An 18885-nucleotide genomic window follows, 5' to 3' on the forward strand; every position below is an offset into this window, starting at 1 on the left:
ATGGGATTGAGCACCCACGTTCTGGACACCATGAATGGCTGCCCCGCGGCCGGCATGGAGATCGCCCTGTATTCCACCGACGGCGACAACGCCACCCTCATCAAGCGCCTGGTGTTGAACCATGACGGCCGCACCGATGCGCCGCTGTTCGACAATGCGACCCTGCGCGCTGGCACCTACCGGCTCAGCTTCAATGTGGCGGGCTACTTCAAGGCGCGCGGCGTGCAGCTGCCCGAACCCAATTTCCTGAACCTGGTGAGCCTGGATTTCGGCATCGCGCACGCCGACCAGCACTACCACGTGCCGCTGCTGGTGAGCCCGTGGAGCTATTCGACCTATCGCGGGTCGTGAGGGGCGGGGCCCAGCCAGGGCCCGCGCGCACGGGGATGTGCCTACAGCTGCCCTTCGGTCAAGGTATCGAGCTGGAAATGCCCGCTCTTGTCCCACAGCCAGGTGTCGGTGTAGGTGACCTTGCCCAGGCGCGCGGGCACCGGGAAGGGCGCCGCTGCGCGCACGGTGCGCTCGATTTCCGCGACCACCTCGGGGGCATGGCGCGGGGCACGCATCCACCGCAGGCGCGTCACCTTGCCCGCGCGGTCGATATCCACCTCCAGCACGCCGATCGCATACAGCATGGGGGGCAGCTTGCCCTTGAACACGCGCTGCGCGTTCAGGCCGTAGAGGTGGGTGGCGGCGTCCTGCCGGTACGCCCGGGGGGTGGTCGCCGCCGAGGCGCGGGCCGAACCGGCGCTTGCGGGCACGGGGCCCTTGACGCCGCTGGAGGCATCGGTGCTGGGCGCACGGCTGTCCTGCGCGGGCGGCGCAGGTTCGGGAGCCGACTTGCATGCCGCCACCAGCGCTGCGATGGCGGCCATGAGCCCGGCGAGCAGCCAGTGGCTGCGGGTACTGGGGGTGCGCTCGGGGGCTGGGGACGGCATGATGGCTGGTGTGGGCTGGAACGGAACGGGGACCCTGGGACCCCGATGGCGCGAAGGATCTGGATTGACTGATGTGCTTTTACTGCTGGACGGCCTTGCGGCCGCGCCCGCCTGTCTGGTAAGGGTGGAGTCTACCGAAGGCTCGGTGCCGCGTGAAGCCGGGGCCTGGATGGCCGTGTTCGCCGAGCGGATAGTGGGCACCATCGGCGGCGGCCACCTGGAGCACCAGGCCATTGCCGAGGCCCGCCGGCGCCTGGGGGGCGTGCCCGGCCCGGCCCGCATGCGCTATGCGCTGGGCCCGGCGCTGGGGCAGTGCTGCGGGGGCGTGGTGCACCTCGAATTCGAGACGCTGTCCGTACCCGCCGACCAGGCCCTGGCCGACCGCCTGCGCGCGCGCCTGTCGCCGCGCCGGCACCCGGTGGCGCTGTTCGGCGGCGGGCATGTGGGCCACGCGCTGGCCCGGGTGCTGGCGCCGCTGCCGTTCGCGCTGACCTGGATCGACAGCCGCGACGGGATCTTTCCGCAGCCGGCGCCGGACGGCGTGGCCTGCGAACACTCCGACCCGGTGCAGCTGGCGGTGCCGGACCTGGCCTCTGGCACCCGCGTGCTGATCATGAGCTTCAGCCATGCCGAGGACCTGGACGTGGTGGCCGCCTGCCTGCGCCGCCAGCGCGAGCGGCGCGACCTGCCGTTCATCGGGCTCATCGGCAGCAAGACCAAGTGGGCGACGTTCGCAAACCGCCTGCATGGGCGCGGGTTCGCGCAGGAGGAGCTGGCGCAGGTCACCTGCCCCATCGGCATCCGGGGCATCGACGGCAAGGAGCCGGAGGTCATCGCCGTGGCCGTGGCCGCGCAGCTCCTGCAGACCCTGGGCGGTGGGGGCGCGAACGGGTTCTGAGGGTAACTCCGCTCCTGCGTGCCTTCGAGGGGGCTGGAATCGAGAACAATTTCTGCATACACTTTTCACTGTCCTGATTCGGTATTTCATGGGTCGCAGCGGTGCCCCGGCAGAATCTCTGCCAAGGTGCGCGACCCCCTTCTTCTGCTCAGAGCGCCCGCAGTGGTGAGCAGGTTGCACAAAGGCGGCGCCTTCGCGCCGCCAAAGTTGAGAGACTTCCATGGAAAGCTACTTTCTCGACTGGGCCAACCTGCTGCTGCGCTGGGTCCACGTCATCACCGCCATCGCCTGGATCGGTTCCTCGTTCTATTTTGTCTTCCTGGACAGCAGCCTCACGCCGCCCGAGGACGAGGACCTGAAGAAGCAGGGCGTGAGCGGCGAGCTCTGGGCCGTGCATGGCGGCGGGTTCTACCACCCGGTCAAGTTCGCCGTGTCGCCCCCGAAGCTGCCCGGCCACCTGCACTGGTTCTTCTGGGAGAGCTACAGCACCTGGATCAGCGGGTTCGCGCTGTTCACGGTGTCGTATCTCTACAGCGCCAGCACCTACCTCATCGACAAGTCACGCATGGACTGGGCCCCCGCCACGGCCATCGTGGTGGCGCTGGCGTTCTTCGTGGTGTTCTGGCTGCTGTACGACGCGATCTGCCGCCTCTTCGGGCAAAAGAAGAACGGCGACGCCATCGTGGGGGCGCTGGTGCTCGTGCTGGTGTGCATCGCCTCCTGGCTGGCCTGCCACTGGTTCGCGGGCCGCGCGGCCTTCCTGCTGGTGGGCGCGATGATCGCCACGGCCATGAGCGCCAACGTGTTCTTCTGGATCATCCCCGGCCAGCGCACGGTGATCGCGCAGATCAAGGCCGGCGAGCCCGTGGACCCCATCCACGGCAAGCGCGGCAAGCAGCGCAGCGTGCACAACACGTACTTCACGCTGCCCGTGCTGTTCGCCATGCTGAGCAACCACTACAGCTTCACCTGGAGCCACCCGCAGAACTGGCTGGTGCTCATCCTCATGATGTTCGCGGGCGCCGCCATCCGCCAGTTCTTCGTGATGCGCCACGGCCACAAGCTGGGCCGCAACGGCAACCCGCTGCCGTATGCGCTGGTGGGGGTGGTGGTCATCGTGGGCGTGATCGCCTGGATGCGCCCCGCGCCGGTGGCGGCCCCTGCCGCGCCGGTGGCGGGATCTGCTCCTGTTTCAGGAGCTGCTGGCGCAGGTGGGCAAAGCGCTGGAGGTCAAAATGACTATGCATCCCTGCAGCCCGTGCTGGCCCAGCGCTGCTACATGTGCCATGGCGAGCAGGTGCAGATGAAGAACCTGCGGCTGGATGCGCCCGACAGCGTCAAGCAGCATGCGCAGGCCGTCTACCAGCAGGTGGTGGTGCAAAAACTCATGCCCATGAACAACGCCACGGGCATGACCGATGCCGAGCGGGCGCTGGTCAAGCGCTGGTTCGAGGCCGGAGCGGAGGTGGGCACTCCCTGAGCCCCTGCGCGCTTCACCCCGGGGTCCGGCCGGACCCGTTCCATGCAGGCACCCGCCGGGGCGCGTGATTTTTAGGCGCCCTACGCCGCCAGCGCGTCTTGCAGCGCGCGGGTGGCGGCCAGTGCGCTCAGGCTCGATTCGGTGAAGCCGCCATGCAGCACCACCCCCGTGGCCGCCTGCTTGGCCTCGTGCTTGGCCACCGCGGCCAGATTGGCCACTTCCTCGGCATGGCGAAAGCGCCCGGGCGTGATGCGCACCGCGCCGATGGCCAGCGTGGTGCACGGAAAGAACCGCTGCACGCCGTGGCGGTCCTCGGCGTCGATGCCGCCGGCCTGCCGCGCAGCGTCGTCGAACAGCGTGAGCGCCTCGCGCGCGAATTCGTCCACGATGTTCTTGCAGCGCTGCAGCCAGTTGCTGCTTTGGAACACGAGCATGAAGTCGTCCCCGCCCACATGGCCCACGAAGTCGCGCCGCGCGTCGCAGTGCGCCGTGGCCAGGCGCGCCACCAGGCGGATCATCTGGTCGCCGCGCCAGTAGCCGTAGTGGTCGTTGAAGGGCTTGAAGTTGTTCAGGTCCGCATAGCAGGCGACGAACTCGGTGTGGTGGTCCAGCAGGCGCTGCATGTGCAGGCTGATGGGGATGTTGCCGGGCAGGAAGGTCAGCGGGTTGGCGTGCCGCGCCGCCTCGATGCGCGTCTCGGTCACGGCGCGCACCAGCTGGTCGCCCGTGCCCAGGCCCAGGTAGCGGCCGTTGTCGGTCACGATGTAGCCGTCGCTCAGGTAGCGCTGGTCCTGCGAGGTGAGGATGCCCACGAGCTGGTCCACGTCGCAGTCCAGTTCCACCACGCGCGGGGCCTGGTTGGCGAAGGCCAGGCATGGCTTGCGGCCATGCACTTCGCGGAAGTACAGCGTGGCGTAGTGGTTCATGAACTGCTGGCGGTTGATGAGCGCCACGGGGCGCGTGCCGTCCACCACGGCCAGCGCATGCAGGTCGGTGCGTTCGTGGAACATCGCCGCCACCGCGTCATTGCTGGTGGCGGGCGCGGCGGTGGGTGCCTGCACCACCAGCACGCTGCGCAGGATGCCCGGGCGCGCCGTCTGCCCCAGGTGGGGCAGCACGGCCACGCGGCGGTCCTGCATCACTTCCAGCGCGGGGCCGTCCACCGTCTCGCGGGGTGTGCGGGCCGGGCGGCCCAGCAGCCAGCCCTGGCCGTAGGGGATGTCCAGGTCGCGCAGCGCGCGCAGGTCGTCGCGTGTCTCGATGCCCTCGGCGATCAGCGTGGTGCCGAACACGTCGGCGATGCCCTTGATGGCCTGCAGCATCTGCAGGTTCTCGGGGTGGTCGCTGATCTCGCGGATGAAATACTTGTCGATCTTCACGAAGTCGGGCTTCACCTCGGACCACAGCCGCAGGCTGGAGCGGCCGTCGCCGAAGTCGTCCAGCGCCATGCGCGCGCCGCAGGCGTGCACGGCCTTGATGGCCTGGCGCAGCAGGGGCATGTCGGACACGCGCTCATGCTCGGTGATCTCCAGCACCAGCATGCGCGCGCTCGCGCCGAAGCTGCGCACCGTCTCGCCCAGTTTCTGGGCGCCGACCAGTGCCACGCCGTGCACCAGCGCGTCGGCGCTGATGTTCACGAACAGGCGGCCGGGGGCCTCCTGCGCACCCCATTGCTGGAGGGCGGTGAACACGCACAGCAGCTCGAAGTCCTGCAGGATGCGCTCGCGCCGGGCCATCTCCAGCAGTGCGTCGGGGGTGTGCCAGGGCGTGCCGCGAGGGCCCCGGATCAGGGCCTCATGGGCATAGATGCTGCCTTCGCGCAGGTCGGCCAGCGGCTGGAAAACGCAGTGCAGGCCCCCCTCGCGCATGAGCCCCGCCAGAGGGCCCGTGCCATGGCGCGCGGCCGGCGACAGCAGCGCCAGCATCGCCTCCAGCCGGCTCCAGGGAGTGTTCTGCATTGCGTGGGATGGGTGGTCTCTGGGCAAGGTGCCCACGATAGCGGCGGGCTGTGACAATGTGGTTACAAGCTGTCACGTTTCTGCCGGCCGCCGGCGCCGCGCCCCGGGGCCGGGTCGTGCGCCGCCGCCCGTGTGCTGGCGCAAGGCCCCTGCGCGGCGGGGCCGGCGGCGAGGTTCCGGTTTGATCTTGCTCAATGCCCGGCGGGCGCCGGCACGGCACAGTCCGTCCCATGCTGCCCTCTATCTATTTCTCCCTGCCCGCCGAAACCGAGGTCATTGCCGCCGGTGAAGTGCTGCGCAGGCGCAACGAGGTGCTGACGTCCGTGCTGCACCTGGAAAGCGGCCGCGTGCTGCGCGGCGTGCTGGACGATGGCTACCTGCGCCACCAGCTGGGAGCCGTGGACGGGCCGTTCTGGCTGGACGCCGCGTCGGCGCTGATGGGCCTGCCGTTGCCGGTGGACATGGTGGCCGACACGCGCCTGCAGGTGCGCCGCCTGCCCATCGATGAATTTCACCGCAGCCTGGCCGAAATGCCCGCGGGCGCGCGCGGCCTGCTGCTGGACATGGCGCAGGGCTACCGGCAGCAGTCCGAGCTGGCCGTGAGCCGCCTGGCGCAGGATGCCGAATCGCGCTGCGCGCAATGGCTGCTCAAGCATGCCGAGCAGGACCACAGCGGGGCGATGCAGGTCACGCTGCACCAGCGCAAGCGCCTGATCGCCGCGCAGCTGGGCATTGCGCCCGAGACCTTCTCGCGCGTGCTGCGCCACCTGCGCGAGCTGGGCCTGATCCACGGCACCGGCAACGTGCTGAACCTTCCCCACCCCCGCGCGCTGCAGTCCATGGCGGGTTGCTAGAAAACACGCCCTGAGTCGCTGCGCGCCTTGACCCCGCTCTCGCTGCGCGGGAGGAGGGCGCACCCGGTGGCCTGGCAAAGCCAGTTCCACGGGGGCACTCGCCCCGTCCGCGCCAGTTTCAGAGGCTGGCGCGCGGCGGAAGGGGCGCCGGTGCGGATGGTCCTTTGACCGCAGTGTGGCTCAGGGTTTGTCCTTGGGTTTCACTGAGGGTTCTACCCAAGCCCCGGGCTGCAGGGGCTGCGTATATTTGTTGGGACCTGTCCGGTTTGACCCGTTCCGATGCCCAACGCCACTTCCCGTGCTTGCCGGGGTGCTCCCAGAGCGGAGTGTCCATGAAGCCTCCCGCCCACCCCGCGCCGCCGCACGACGCGCCGGGCTGGTTTGTGCCTGGGACCCTGGTGCTTCGGCTCATGCTGGCGGCGGTGCTGGCGGTGGCCCTGTCGGGCACGGTGTCGGCATGGCTCGTCACGCGGGCGTCCGGGCAGGAGGCCGTGCGGCGCGTGGTGAGCCAGCAGACCGACGAGGTCGAGGTCGTGGCCCGCCTGCTGGCCAGCAAGATCGAACAAAGCCAGAAGGTGCTGCGCACCGTGGCCGCCGGCATCACGCCGGGCATGCTGGAATCCCCGTCCACCCTCGAATGGCTGCTGCAGCAGGGCCTGCCGGCCGTGCAGTTCTTCGATGCCATGCAGGTGGCCCGCGACAACGGCGAACTGCGGCTGAATCTGCGGGCGGGGCGCCTGGAAAAGGCGGCCGACCTGGACCCGGCCGAGCGCGACGCCCTGCGCCGCACGCTCATCGATGGCAAGCCGCTGGTGTCGGAGCTCATCGCGGGCCGCACCGGCGATGCGCGCGTGATGTTCACCATGCCGCTGCACCGCGAGGATGGCGCCGTGCTGGGCGTGGTGGCGGGTGCGCTGCGGCTGCAGTCCCAGGGGCTGCTGCCGCCGTCCATGGCGCTGCCCGCGCGCGATGACTCGCGGCTCATCGTCTTCACGCGCGACGGCACCATCCTGTCGCACTCGGACCCCGCCCGCATCCTGGGCAAGGTGCGCGACGAGGCGGGCCTCGCCCCCGTGTACGCCCGCTGGCTCGACCAGTCCCAGCCTGTGGTGGGGCGGGGCACGACCCATCTGGAGGCACAGCACATCGTCAGCATGGCGGGCATGCCGCTGCCGCAGTGGATCGTGGCGCGCGTCAGCCCCTCGCAGGCGCTGCTGGCGCCGCTGGAGGGCGCGCAGCGCGAGGCCTGGTGGCTGGCCGCCGCCAGCATGGCGCTGTGCATGCTGCTCGTGGCCGTGCTCATGGCCTGGATGGCCCAGCCCCTGGCGCAGCTCACGCACAGCGCGCGCCAGATGCTGCGCCGGGGCACGCGGGCCGGGGCCGTGCAGGACATTGCCTGGCCGCGCGCGGACGGCGAGGTGGGCGAACTCGTGCGCGTGTTCCAGGGCATGGTGCAGCAGGGCAGCCTGCAGCAGCAGCACAAGGCCACGCTGGACGGGCAATTCCAGGCCGTTCTGGACAGCGCATCCGTGGGCATCGTCATCTCGCGCCACGGCATCCTGGAGGTGGTGGGCCGCCAGGCCTGCGTGATGCTGGGCTACGCAGAAGGGGAGCTGCAGGGCCGACCCGCCCGCACCCTGTACGCCAATGATTCCGACTATGTGCGCATCGGCGAACGGGTGCAGGCCGAGTTTGCCGCGCACGGTGTCTTCGACGGCGATGTCTGCTTCATGCGCAAGGACGGCTCGCCCGTGTGGGCCCGTGTACAGGGCCGCGGCGTGCGGCCCGACGAGATGGGTGGCGGCACGGTCTGGATCCTGGAGGACATCACCGCCGCGCGCGAGGCGCAGATGCAGCATGCCTGGGAGCGCACGCACGACGCGCTCACCCAGCTCTACAACCGCAGCGCGTTCGACGAGCGCCTGGGCCTGCTGCTGGCCGAGCGCTCGGCGCGGCCGCGCGCGCCGGAGGGGGACGGCGGCGACACCGCCGGGGACGGCGTGGTGCTGTTCCTGGACCTGGACCACTTCACCGTGGTGAATGACATCGCCGGCCACGATGCGGGCGACGATGTGCTGCGCCATGTGGCCCGCCTGCTCGAATCCCAGGTGCGCCAGGTCGGCTGGGCCGCGCGGCTGGGCGGCGACGAGTTCGCGGTGGTGCTGCCCGGCTGCGCGCTGGCGCGCGGCCAGGCCGTGGCCGAGCAGCTGCGTGCCTCCGTGCAGGACTGGGAGCCTTCGTACCAGGGGCGCAGCTTCACGCTGGGGGTGAGCATCGGCCTCGTGGTGCTCGATGCCAGCCTGCAGGACGTGCCCTCGGTGCTGTATGCGGCGGACATGGCCTGCTACGACGCCAAGCGGGCGGGGCGCAACCGGGTGGAGACACGGCACGCGAGCCAGGCGACCGCATCGGGGAGGATGGCGCTGGGGCCTGCATGAAAGGCCCCCCTGAGCCCGCCTGGCGTCTTCCCCCTGGGGACGCCGCCAGCGGCCTGGCAAAGCCCGTTCCGCGGCGTCTGCCGGCCTGGGCCGCTCAGTGCCCGGGGGCTCACTCAGTCCGTCAGGCGTCCCAACGCCCGCAGCACATTCTCCGCGGTCGCCGGTGCCGTCAGCACCACGGGCCCCGTGGCTTCATCCCCGCGCCCCGCCGCCACCGCATTGCGCAGCGCCTCGTACACGCTGATCGCCAGCATGAACGGCGGCTCGCCCACCGCCTTGCTGCCGCCCACGTTGTCCTCGCGGTTCGCCTCGGGCCACAGGTTCACGCGGAAGTGCGCGGGGATGTCCCCCGTCGCCGGGATCTTGTAGGTGCTCGGTGCGTGCGTGGCCAGGGTGCCCTTGTCGTTCCACACCAGCTGCTCGGTGGTGAGCCAGCCCATGCCCTGCACGAAGCCGCCCTCGATCTGGCCGATGTCGATGGCCGGGTTGATGCTGTGGCCCACGTCGTGCAGGATGTCCACCTTGAGCACGCGGCTTTCGCCGGTGAGCGTGTCGATGACCACCTCGGAGCACGCGGCCCCGTAGGCAAAGTAGTAGAACGGCCGGCCCGTGAGCGTGGCCTTGTCGTAGTGGATCTTGGGCGTGCGGTAGAAGCCGTCGCTCCACAGCTGGATGCGGTTGGCGTACGCCTCCTTCACCACGTCGTCGAACAGGCGTACCTTCTTGGGCGAGATCACCTGCCCGCCCTCGAAGCGGATGGCGCCGGCGCCGCAGCTGTCGAGCCCGCACACGAAGGAGGCGAGGTTGTCGCGCACGTTGCGCGCCGCGAACTGCGCCGCGCGGCCGTTCAGGTCGGTGCCGCTGGACGCCGCCGTGGCGCTGGCGTTGGGCACCTTGCTGGTGTCGCTGGCGGTGACGAGCACCCGGGACAGCGGCACGCCCAGTTCGTCCGCCACGATCTGCGCCACCTTGGTGTGCAGGCCCTGGCCCATCTCGGTGCCGCCGTGGTTCACCTGCACGCTGCCGTCGGTGTACACATGCACCAGCGCGCCGGCCTGGTTGAACAGCGTGGCCGTGAAGCTGATGCCGAACTTGACCGGCGTGATCGCCAGGCCCCGCTTGAGCACGGGGCTGGTGGCGTTCCAGGCCGCGATGGCGTGCTGCCGCTCGCGGTAGCCGGCGTCGCGCTCCAGCTGCGGCATCAGTTCGTGCAGGATGTTGTCCTCCACGGTCATCTGGTAGTGGGTGACGTTGCGACCCTCCCCGGCGTCCTTGCCGTACAGGTTGGCCAGGCGCACCTCCTGGGCATCCCGGCCCAGGGCGCGCGCGATGTCGCCCAGGATGGCCTCGATCACGATCACGCCCTGCGGCCCGCCAAAGCCGCGGAACGCGGTGTGGCTCTGGGTGTTGGTCTTGCAGCGGTAGGAGGCGATCTCCACGTCGCTCAGGAAATAGGCGTTGTCGCTGTGGAACACGGCGCGGTCCGCCACCGGCCCCGACAGGTCGGCGCTGAAACCGCAGTTGGCCGCCATGTGCAGCGCGAGGCCGGTGATGCGGCCCGCGCCGTCAAAGCCCACGTCGTACTGGTACGCGAACGGGTGGCGCTTGCCGGTGACCATGAAGTCTTCATCGCGGTCGAGCCGCAGCTTGACGGGGCGCCCGAACTTGCTGGCCGCCACCGCCGCCCACACGGCCAGGTGGCCTGCCTGGGTCTCCTTGCCGCCGAAGCCGCCGCCCATGCGCCGGCACTCCACGCGCACCGCGTGGTTGTCCAGCCCCAGGGCGTGGGCCACCCAGTGCTGCACTTCGCCCGGGTGCTGGGTGCTGGAATAGATCCACCACTGCCTTTGCTCCAGCGGCAGCGCGTAGGCAATCTGGCCTTCGAGGTAGAAGTGTTCCTGCCCGCCCACCTCGAAGGCGCCCTGCAGCCGGTGCGCCGACCGCGCGAGGCCGGCCTGCGCATCGCCCCGGCGCACGAACACGGGCGGCAGCACATAGCTTTCGGCCCGCAGCGCTTCCTTCACGGTGAGGATGGCGGGCAGCGGCGTGATGTCCAGCTTCACGGCGCGCACGGCGCGGCGCGCCTGCATCACCGAGTCGGCCACCACCAGGCCGATCACCTGGCCGACGTGCTGCACGGTGTCGATGGCAAACACGGGCTCGTCGTGCGCGAAGGCGGCCAGCAACTTGTCGCCGGGCACGTCGGACGACAGCACCACGCCGCGCACGCCGGGCAGGGCCAGGGCGGCGCTGGCATCCACGCTGTTCAAGGTGCCGTGCGCCACGGTGGAGAGGATGGGCGCCGCATAGAGCGTGCCCTTCACCTCGGGCAGGTCGTCGATGTAGTGGGCCGCGCCCGCCACCTGGGCGCGCGCGCTTTCGTGGATGTGCGACTGGCCCATGGCGCGGGTGCTGGCGGGCGTGCTGGCCTGCGGCGGGGCCAGGGGTTCGGCGGCGTGGGCGTCGGCGCTGGCGACCACGGGGTCGTCCACAGCATCGCGGCTCACGGGCAGGCCGCCGGGCAAGGTTTCGCGCTGGTTCATACGGCTTCCTCCAGGCGGAAGTTCTCCACGCTCACGGCCTCTTCGCCCTGGCTCTCCAGCCAGAAGCGCTGCAGCAGGCTGGCCAGCACCGTGCGGCGGTAGGCACCGCTGGCGCGCATGTCCGAGATGGGATTGAACTCGCCCTGCAGCGCTTGCGCGGCGCGGGCGATGGTGTCGGCGTTCCACGGCTGGCCGGCCAGCGCCGCCTCGGTCTGGCGCGCGCGGGCCGGGGTGGCGGCCACGCCGCCCGCGCCGATGCTGGCGCGGCGCACCACGTCGGCTTCGATGTCCAGGTTGATGACCAGGCACACGGCGGAAATGTCATCGTCAAACCGCTTGGAAATCTTGTAGGCCCTGAGCACTTCCGTGACCCCCGGCCTGGGCACCACGATGCGCACCAGCAGCTCGTCGGGCGCCATCACGTTCTGCCGGTAGCCGGTGTACAGGTCTTCCAGCGCCAGGGTGCGTTCTCCCCGCACGCTGGCCAGTACCACCTGGGCGCGCAGCGCGATCAGGAGCGGCATGGAGTCGCCAATGGGCGAGCCGTTGGCCACGTTGCCCCCCAGCGTGCCCGAATTGCGCACGGGCAGGCCCGCGAAGCGCGTGGCAAAGGTGTGCAACTGCGGCCACTGCGCGGTCAGTGCGGCAAACGCGTCGGTCAGGGTGACGGCGGCCCCGAGCGTGATGTGGTGCGCGTCCTGCTGAACCTGCCGCAGTTCGGCCACGCGGGTCACGTCCAGGATGCTTTCGTATTGCTTGTGCTGCTTGGTCACCCACAGGCCCACGTCGGTGCAGCCTGCCACCACCTGCGCCGCGGGGTGTGCCGCCCGCGCGGCCAGCAGATCAGGCAGTGTGGTGGGTGAAATATAAGAAGAATTGGCCTCTGGCGCTGGATGGGTAAGCGCGAGTAGCTCCAGCTTTTGTAGCAAAAGAGGTTCATTTACCACCATTGCGGGCAGGGCGGCCATGTGCTGCGCGGCGTCCAGGATGGGGCGGTAGCCCGTGCAGCGGCACAGGTTGCCGGAGAGTTCTTCCTGCGCCAGTTCGCGGGTGATGGGTTGGCCGTGGTGGACGTGGTCGAGCGCCGACGGGCCGCCCCTAGGCGCGAGGGCCCCGGGCGCGCGGGAATCCGGGGGCCCTTCCCCGGATGGGGGCCGCGAACCACACGCAGTGGGGAGCGTGGGGGCGATGTGTTTCTGGTACATCCCAAAGAGACTCATCACAAAACCGGGGGTGCAAAACCCGCATTGAGAACCGTGGCACTGAACCATCGCCTCTTGTGCGGGATGCAGTGTGATGGGTGGACGAGGAGCCGGGGCGGCATCGCCCACGGGCTGGATCAACGGGTCTTCCGCCAGGTCCTCCACCGTCCACAGCGCCATGCCGTGGACCGAATGCGCCAGCCGGATGCAGCTGTTCACCGCGCTGTAGTGCACCTTGCCGTCCCGTGCCTCGCCCAGCACCACGGTGCAGGCGCCGCAGTCGCCTTCGCCGCAGCCCTCCTTGGTGCCGGTGTTGCCCAGGTCTTCGCGCAGCACCTCCAGCAGCGTGCGATCGGGTGGTACATTGCCCAGCGCCACGGGCTGGCCGCGGCGCAGGAATTGCAAGGGTTGGGTGGTCATGACGGATGCCGCTTCTTCGATTGCTGTCAATTCATGAGGACCTGCGCACATCGGGATGCGACGTCCGCATTGCCTTGGAGCGATGCGGTTTGCCTGAGCCCTGTTTTGCGCAAGTCGTGTTCATCAGAGGGTAGGGCGCCCAATGGCCGCCAGCATAAGTACAAGCTTATGACATCAATGCACGCACTGCTATGAGAGACCACGCCCTTTTCGACAAGATAGACCTCCATCTCATAAGGGTCTTGCACACCGTGCTCACAGAACGCAGCGTATCGAGGGCCGCCGTCCGCCTGGGCATGCACCAGCCGGCGGTGTCGGCCGCGCTCAAGCGCCTGCGCGACCTGGCGGGGGACCCGCTGCTGGTGCGCTCGGGCGCCAGCATGATGCCCACCGACGCCGCGCTGCGCATGGTGGAGCCCGCGGGCGCCATCCTGCGCTCGGCCGAGGCGCTGTTCTCGGATGCGCGCGGCTTCGATCCGCGCACCGCCACCCGCACCTTCCGCGTGGCCGCCAGCGACTACCTGGACCCGCTCTTCCTGCCCCAGCTGGTGTCCCGCATCAAGGTGGAGGCCCCGCTGTGTCCCATCGAGATCCTGCCCCTCTCGGCCGACGCGCACTACCATGCGCACCTGGCGCAGGGCGAGGTGGACGTGGTGATCGGCAACTGGCCGCAGCCGCCGGACGACCTGCACATGGGCCGCCTGTTCGGCGACGAGGTCGTCTGCCTGGTGGGCAAGGACCACCCCGCCGTGCGGCGCGGCTGGGACGTGGAAAGCTGGCTGGCGGCCGAACACATCGCGCCCACGCCCACCCACCCCGGCGCGCGCGGCGTGATCGACGCCCACCTGGACAACCTGGGCATGCAGCGCCACATCACGGCGCGCTGCGCGCATTTCAGCCTCATCCCCAGCATCGTGGCCTCGAGTCTGCTGGTGCTGACCACGGGCCGCCAGTATTGCGAGCGTTATGTGGAGCAGCTGCCGCTGGCCATCCTGCCGTGCCCGGTGCCTTTTCCGCGCCTCATGTACTACCAGCTGTGGCATGCGCGCACGCACCACTCCGCCGCTGCCGCGTGGTTGCGCGAATGTGTGAAAACCGTGGCCTCTTCGCTACGAAAAGAATAGCTGCTTGGGCATGCTGAACAAGCGCAAGAAGGTGTTTCCATTCTTATAACAAGTTGTAAAACTGAGAGACAATCCACCGCATGAGTTCACCTCCTACTCCTCCCGCCCCGGGCGCGCCGCCGCCGCCCCGGCTGCAGCTCATGGGCATCACCAAGCGCTACCCGGCCGTGGTGGCCAACAGCGGCGTGTCGCTCACGGTGCTGCCCGGCGAGATCCATGCGGTGCTGGGCGAAAACGGCGCGGGCAAGTCCACGCTGATGAAGATCATCTACGGATCGGTCAAGCCCGACGAAGGCAGCGTGTTCTTCAACGGCCAGGCCGTGCAGGTGCGCAACCCGCAGGAGGCGCGGGCGCTGGGCATCGCCATGGTGTTCCAGCACTTCAGCCTGTTCGACACCCTCACGGTGGCCGAGAACGTGTGGCTGGGCCTGGACAAGAGCCTGCAGCTGGCCGAGGTGACGCAGCGCATCACCGCCAAGGCGGCCGAATATGGCCTCGACATCGACCCGCTGCGCCCCGTGCACACGCTCAGCGTGGGCGAGATGCAGCGCGTGGAAATCATCCGCGCGCTGCTCACCAACCCCAAGGTGCTGATCCTGGACGAGCCCACCTCGGTGCTCACGCCCCAGGCGGTGGAAAAACTCTTCGTGGTGCTGCGCAAGCTGGCCAGCGAGGGCTGCAGCATCCTCTACATCAGCCACAAGCTGCACGAGATCCGCGCGCTGTGCACCGCGTGCACCGTGCTGCGCGGCGGCAAGGTGACGGGTGTGTGCAACCCGGCGGAAGAATCGAATGCGTCTTTGTCGCGCCTCATGATCGGCGCCGAGCCGCCCGCGCTGGAACACCGCGCGCTGCAGACCGGCGCCACGGTGCTGCGTGTGCAGGGCCTGTCGCTGCCGCGTGCCGACCAGTTCGGGGTGGATTTGATCGACCTGCAGTTCGAGGTGAAGGCGGGCGAGGTGGTGGGCATTGCCGGTGTGTCGGGCAACGGGCAAAAGGAACTGCTCTACGCGCTGTCGGGCGAAGACCAGCGGGCTGACGCGGCCTGCATCCAGGTCTCCGGCCAGAACGCGGGTCGCATGGGCCCCGGCCAGCGCCGCGCGCTGGGCTTGCACTTCGTGCCCGAAGAGCGTTTGGGCCGGGGCGCCGTGCCCACCATGGGGCTGGCGCACAACCTGCTGCTCACCCGCACCAATTCGGTCGGCGGCAGTGGCTGGATCAAGGTGGGCGCGCTGCAAAAACATGCCGAGGACATCATCCGGCGCTTCAATGTGAAGGCGGGTGGACCCCACGCAGCGGCCAGGTCGCTGTCGGGTGGCAACCTGCAGAAGTTCATCGTGGGGCGCGAGATCGATGCCAACCCGAAGCTGCTCATCGTCTCGCAGCCCACCTGGGGCGTGGACGTGGGCGCGGCCGCGCAGATCCGGGGCTCCATCCTGGCGCTGCGCGATGCGGGCTGCGCCGTGCTGGTGGTGAGCGAGGAGCTGGACGAATTGTTTGAAATCTGCGACCGGCTGCACGTGGTCGCCAAGGGGCACCTGTCGCCTTCGGTGCCGCGTGCCGAGGCCACGGTGGGCCTCATCGGCGAATGGATGAGCGGCCTGTGGCATGCCGACGTGCAGGCGCACCTGGCGCAGCAGCACCAGCAGCAGGCGCGGGCCGGGGAGGTGCAGCATGCTTAAGCTGGAACCGCGTCCCCAGGCGTCGAAGCTCTGGACCTATGGCTCGCCGCTGCTGGCGCTGGCCATCACGGTGCTGATCGGCGTCGCGCTGTTCGTGGCGCTGGGCAAGGACCCCGTGCGCGGGCTGCAGGTTTTCTTCTGGGAACCCGTCAAATCGCAGTACGCCATCGGCGAACTCATGGTCAAGGCCACGCCGCTGCTGCTCATCGCGCTGGGGCTGGCCGTGTGTTTCCGCTCCAACGTGTGGAACATCGGCGCCGAAGGGCAGTTCGTCATCGGCGCCGTGGTGGCGGGCGGCGTGGCGCTGCTGGCCGACAAGACCACCGGCCCGTGGATCGTGCCCGCCATCCTGCTCGCCGGTGTGCTGGGCGGCATGGCCTGGGCGGGGCTCACGGCGCTGCTGCGAGACAAGTTCAACGCCAATGAAATCCTGGTCAGCCTGATGCTGGTCTATGTGGCCACGCTGGTGCTGGGCTATCTGGTCTACGGCCCGTGGAAGGACCCCATGGGCTACAACTTTCCGCAGACCAAGACCTTCGAGAAAGTGACGCAGATCCCGCGCCTGATGCAGGGTTCGCGGGTGTCCATCGGCCTCTTGCTGGCGCTGGCCGGGGCGGCGGCGCTGTGGGTGTTCCTGTTCCGCACGCGGGCCGGTTTCGCGCAGCAGGTCGGCGGACTGGCCCCGGCGGCGGCGCGGTACGCCGGGTTCTCCTCGCGCAAGGCGCTGTGGACGGCGCTGCTGATCTCGGGCGGCGCGGCAGGCCTGGCGGGAGCGCTGGAAGTGGCGGGGCCGATTGGCCAGCTCACGCCCTACGTGCCGGCGGGCTACGGCTTCGCGGCCATCATCGTCGCCTTCGTGGGGCGCCTGCACCCCGTGGGCATGATCCTCTCGGCCATCCTTATGAGCATGTTCTATATCGGTGGCGAGCTGGCGCAGTCGCGCATGGGGCTGCCCAAGTCGCTCACGGGCGTGTTCCAGGGCCTGCTGCTGTTCACGCTGCTGGCGTGCGACACGTTGATTGCCTACCGCGTGCGCTGGGTCGGCACCAGGAAAGGAGGTGTCTGATGGAGTCCTATGCACTGCTCATCGGCGCCACGCTCAGCGCGGGCACCGTTCTGGCCATTGCGGCCCTGGGCCTGCTCATCAACGAAAAGGCCGGCATCGTCAATCTTGGGGCGGAAGGCATGATGCTGTGCGCCGCCATCGCGGGCTTCGCCACCGTGGTGCACACGGGCAACACCTGGCTCGGGTTTGCGGCGGGCATGGCCGCCGGCGCCGTGCTGGCCGCCATCTTCGGCGTGCTGGTGATCTGGCTCAACACCAACCAGTACGCCACCGGGCTGGCGCTCAGCCTGTTCGGCGTGGGGTTCTCGGCGTTCGCCGGCATCAGCTACGTGCAGGCCAAGCTGCCCGAGCTGCCCAAGTACGCGGTTCCGGTGCTGGGCGACGTGCCGCTGCTCGGGCCCGCGCTGTTCCAGCAGCATCCGCTGGTGTACCTCACCATGCTGCTGGTCGCGGGGCTGATCTGGTTCCTGTACCGCTCGCGCGCCGGGCTCGTGCTGCGCTCGGTCGGCGAGTCGCCCGAGTCGGCCCACGCGCTGGGCTATCCGGTGCGGCGCATTCGCCTCGCGGCGGTGGTGGCGGGCGGGGCGCTGTGCGGGCTGGCGGGCGCCTACATCTCGACGGTGTACACGCCCCTGTGGGTGGAGGGCATGGTCGCCGGCCGGGGCTGGATCGCCCTGGCCCTCACCACGTTCGCGACCTGGCGCCCGGCACGGGTGTTGCTTGGTGCCTATTTGTTCGGCGGCGTGACCATGTTGCAGTTCCACCTGCAGGCCACGGGGGTGCAGGTGGCCAGCCAGTTGCTGAGCATGCTGCCGTATGTGGCCACCATCGTCGTGCTGGCGCTGATTTCGCGCAATCCGGCGTGGATCCGCATCAACATGCCGGCGTCGCTGGGCAAGCCGTTCTATCCGGGCTCCTGAAATGGGCGGGCCGGTGCGTCAAAAACTGGTTACCCCACGGTAGATCGCCCCATAATTGCTGTTTTCGTCCCCAACCTTTGCAAGTCTCACTCTTCATTCAACAAGGAAACCGACATGACTGATCTGCAGAAACGCTCCATGCTCAAGGTGGCAGCGCTCTCCGCCGTTGCCGCCGCCGCGCTCGTGGGCTGTGGCAAGAAGGAAGAACCGGCACCGGCCCCCGCGCCCGCACCGGCCCCTGCGGCAGAAGCGCCGGCACCCAAGCCCGAGCCTCTGAAGATCGCGTTCGCCTATGTCGGCCCGGTGGGTGACGGCGGCTGGTCGTTCGCGCACGACAACGGCCGCAAGGCCATCGAGAAGGAATTCGGCGACAAGGTGGTCACGAGCTTCGTGGAAAGCGTGCCCGAGTCGGCCGACGCCGAACGCGTGCTGCGCGACCTGGCCGGCCAGGGCAACAAGCTGATCTTTGGCACCACCTTCGGCTACATGGAGTCGATGCTCAAGGTGGCCGAGGACAACAAGGGCATCAAGTTCGAGCATGCCACCGGCTACAAGACGGCCGAGAACATGCGCACCTACGACAGCCGCACCTACGAAGGCGCGTACATGGCGGGCGTGATCGCCGGCGCCATGACCAAGACCAACACGCTGGGCGTGGTGGGCTCGGTGCCGATTCCTGAAGTGATCCGCAACATCAACAGCTTCACGCTGGGTGCGCAGTCGGTCAACCCCAAGATCAAGACCAAGGTGGTCTGGGTGAATGAATGGTTCAGCCCGCCCAAGGAAACCGAAGCCGCCACATCGCTCATCAACGGCGGCGCCGACGTGCTGTTCCAGAACACCGATTCGCCCGCCGTGCTCAAGACGGCGCAAGAAAAGGGCAAGCGCGCCTTCGGCTGGGATTCCGACATGACCGCCTATGGCCCCAAGGCCCACCTGGCATCGGCCGTGATCAACTGGGGCCCGTACTACATCAAGGCCACCAAGGATGCGCTGGAAGGCCAGTGGGCCACGGGCCAGAGCTGGTGGGGCGTGAAGGAAGGTGCGATCGACATCGTCTCCATCGCCGAAGACGTGCCTGCCGAGACCAAGGCCAAGGTCGAAGCCGTGAAGAAGGGCCTGGCCGATGGTTCGTTCCAGATCTGGAAGGGCCCGATCGTGGGCCAGGACGGCAAGGAAGTGCTCGCCAAGGATGCGGTGGCCGACGACAAGTTCCTCGGCGGTGTCAACTTCTATGTCAAGGGCGTGGAAGGCAAGATCCCCGGCGGCGACAAGAAGTAAGAAGCCGCACGGGCTTCCCGGCGCTGGCGCCGGGAGCGCTCCCCTGAAAAAGGCCGCCCCCGGGCGGCCTTTTTGCTGGGC

At 68.9% G+C, this 18885-nt stretch carries 14 protein-coding genes; 10 read left to right on the forward strand and 4 right to left on the reverse strand.

The window, feature by feature from the left end; translation table 11 throughout:
• Nucleotides 1–351, forward strand: coding sequence for a hydroxyisourate hydrolase (gene uraH, locus AC07OC_RS20615; protein WP_218293615.1), 351 nt, complete (start codon nt 1–3; stop codon nt 349–351).
• Between the two features lie 41 nt (nt 352–392).
• Here uraH and AC07OC_RS20620 read toward each other — a convergent pair whose 3' ends face one another.
• Nucleotides 393–875: a hypothetical protein gene (locus AC07OC_RS20620; protein ID WP_218294410.1), complete on the reverse strand. Its 483-nt coding sequence runs from the start codon at nt 873–875 to the stop codon at nt 393–395.
• Between the two features lie 127 nt (nt 876–1002).
• Here AC07OC_RS20620 and xdhC point away from each other — a divergent pair, with 127 nt between their 5' ends.
• Both xdhC and AC07OC_RS20630 read left to right on the forward strand, forming a co-directional pair.
• A complete protein-coding gene (gene xdhC, locus AC07OC_RS20625) occupies nt 1003–1836 on the forward strand; it encodes a xanthine dehydrogenase accessory protein XdhC (RefSeq protein ID WP_255591733.1) in 834 nt (277 codons plus the stop codon).
• Nucleotides 1837–2056: 220 nt separating this feature from the next.
• On the forward strand, nt 2057–3316 hold the full coding sequence (locus AC07OC_RS20630) for a urate hydroxylase PuuD (protein ID WP_218341465.1): 1260 nt from the start codon (nt 2057–2059) through the stop codon (nt 3314–3316).
• 80 nt (nt 3317–3396) lie between these two features.
• Here AC07OC_RS20630 and AC07OC_RS20635 read toward each other — a convergent pair whose 3' ends face one another.
• Nucleotides 3397–5274, reverse strand: a complete 1878-nt coding sequence (locus AC07OC_RS20635) for an EAL domain-containing protein (RefSeq protein ID WP_255591732.1) — start codon at nt 5272–5274, stop codon at nt 3397–3399.
• A 230-nt stretch (nt 5275–5504) separates the two neighbouring features.
• Here AC07OC_RS20635 and AC07OC_RS20640 point away from each other — a divergent pair, with 230 nt between their 5' ends.
• Both AC07OC_RS20640 and AC07OC_RS20645 read left to right on the forward strand, forming a co-directional pair.
• A complete protein-coding gene (locus AC07OC_RS20640; protein WP_218293617.1) occupies nt 5505–6128 on the forward strand; it encodes a Crp/Fnr family transcriptional regulator in 624 nt (207 codons plus the stop codon).
• A gap of 332 nt (nt 6129–6460) precedes the next feature.
• Nucleotides 6461–8566 carry a diguanylate cyclase domain-containing protein gene (locus AC07OC_RS20645; RefSeq protein ID WP_218341464.1) on the forward strand — a complete coding sequence of 702 codons (2106 nt, stop codon included), beginning with the start codon at nt 6461–6463 and terminating at the stop codon, nt 8564–8566.
• 113 nt (nt 8567–8679) lie between these two features.
• On the opposite strand, the gene xdhB is transcribed toward AC07OC_RS20645, so the two are convergent.
• A complete protein-coding gene (xdhB, locus tag AC07OC_RS20650) occupies nt 8680–11109 on the reverse strand; it encodes a xanthine dehydrogenase molybdopterin binding subunit (protein ID WP_218341463.1) in 2430 nt (809 codons plus the stop codon).
• Complete coding sequence (gene xdhA / locus AC07OC_RS20655) at nt 11106–12731, reverse strand: xanthine dehydrogenase small subunit (RefSeq protein ID WP_494598296.1); 1626 nt, start codon at nt 12729–12731, stop codon at nt 11106–11108. Before xdhA ends, xdhB begins: the two co-directional genes overlap by 4 nt.
• Before the next feature lie 191 nt (nt 12732–12922).
• Here xdhA and AC07OC_RS20660 point away from each other — a divergent pair, with 191 nt between their 5' ends.
• The 5 genes from AC07OC_RS20660 (at nt 12923) to AC07OC_RS20680 (ending at nt 18804) form a co-directional block, all read left to right on the forward strand.
• Nucleotides 12923–13855: a LysR family transcriptional regulator gene (locus AC07OC_RS20660; RefSeq protein ID WP_218293621.1), complete on the forward strand. Its 933-nt coding sequence runs from the start codon at nt 12923–12925 to the stop codon at nt 13853–13855.
• Between the two features lie 80 nt (nt 13856–13935).
• Nucleotides 13936–15537: an ABC transporter ATP-binding protein gene (locus tag AC07OC_RS20665; protein ID WP_494602081.1), complete on the forward strand. Its 1602-nt coding sequence runs from the start codon at nt 13936–13938 to the stop codon at nt 15535–15537.
• Nucleotides 15530–16603: an ABC transporter permease gene (locus tag AC07OC_RS20670; RefSeq protein WP_218293623.1), complete on the forward strand. Its 1074-nt coding sequence runs from the start codon at nt 15530–15532 to the stop codon at nt 16601–16603. The genes AC07OC_RS20665 and AC07OC_RS20670 overlap by 8 nt, the downstream gene beginning before the upstream one ends.
• Nucleotides 16603–17523, forward strand: a complete 921-nt coding sequence (locus tag AC07OC_RS20675) for an ABC transporter permease (protein WP_218293624.1) — start codon at nt 16603–16605, stop codon at nt 17521–17523. The genes AC07OC_RS20670 and AC07OC_RS20675 overlap by 1 nt, the downstream gene beginning before the upstream one ends.
• A gap of 114 nt (nt 17524–17637) precedes the next feature.
• Nucleotides 17638–18804, forward strand: coding sequence for a BMP family ABC transporter substrate-binding protein (locus AC07OC_RS20680; protein ID WP_218341460.1), 1167 nt, complete (start codon nt 17638–17640; stop codon nt 18802–18804).
• Nucleotides 18805–18885: the final 81 nt, after the last annotated feature.

Source organism: Acidovorax sp. GW821-FHT10E04, from assembly GCF_059415185.1.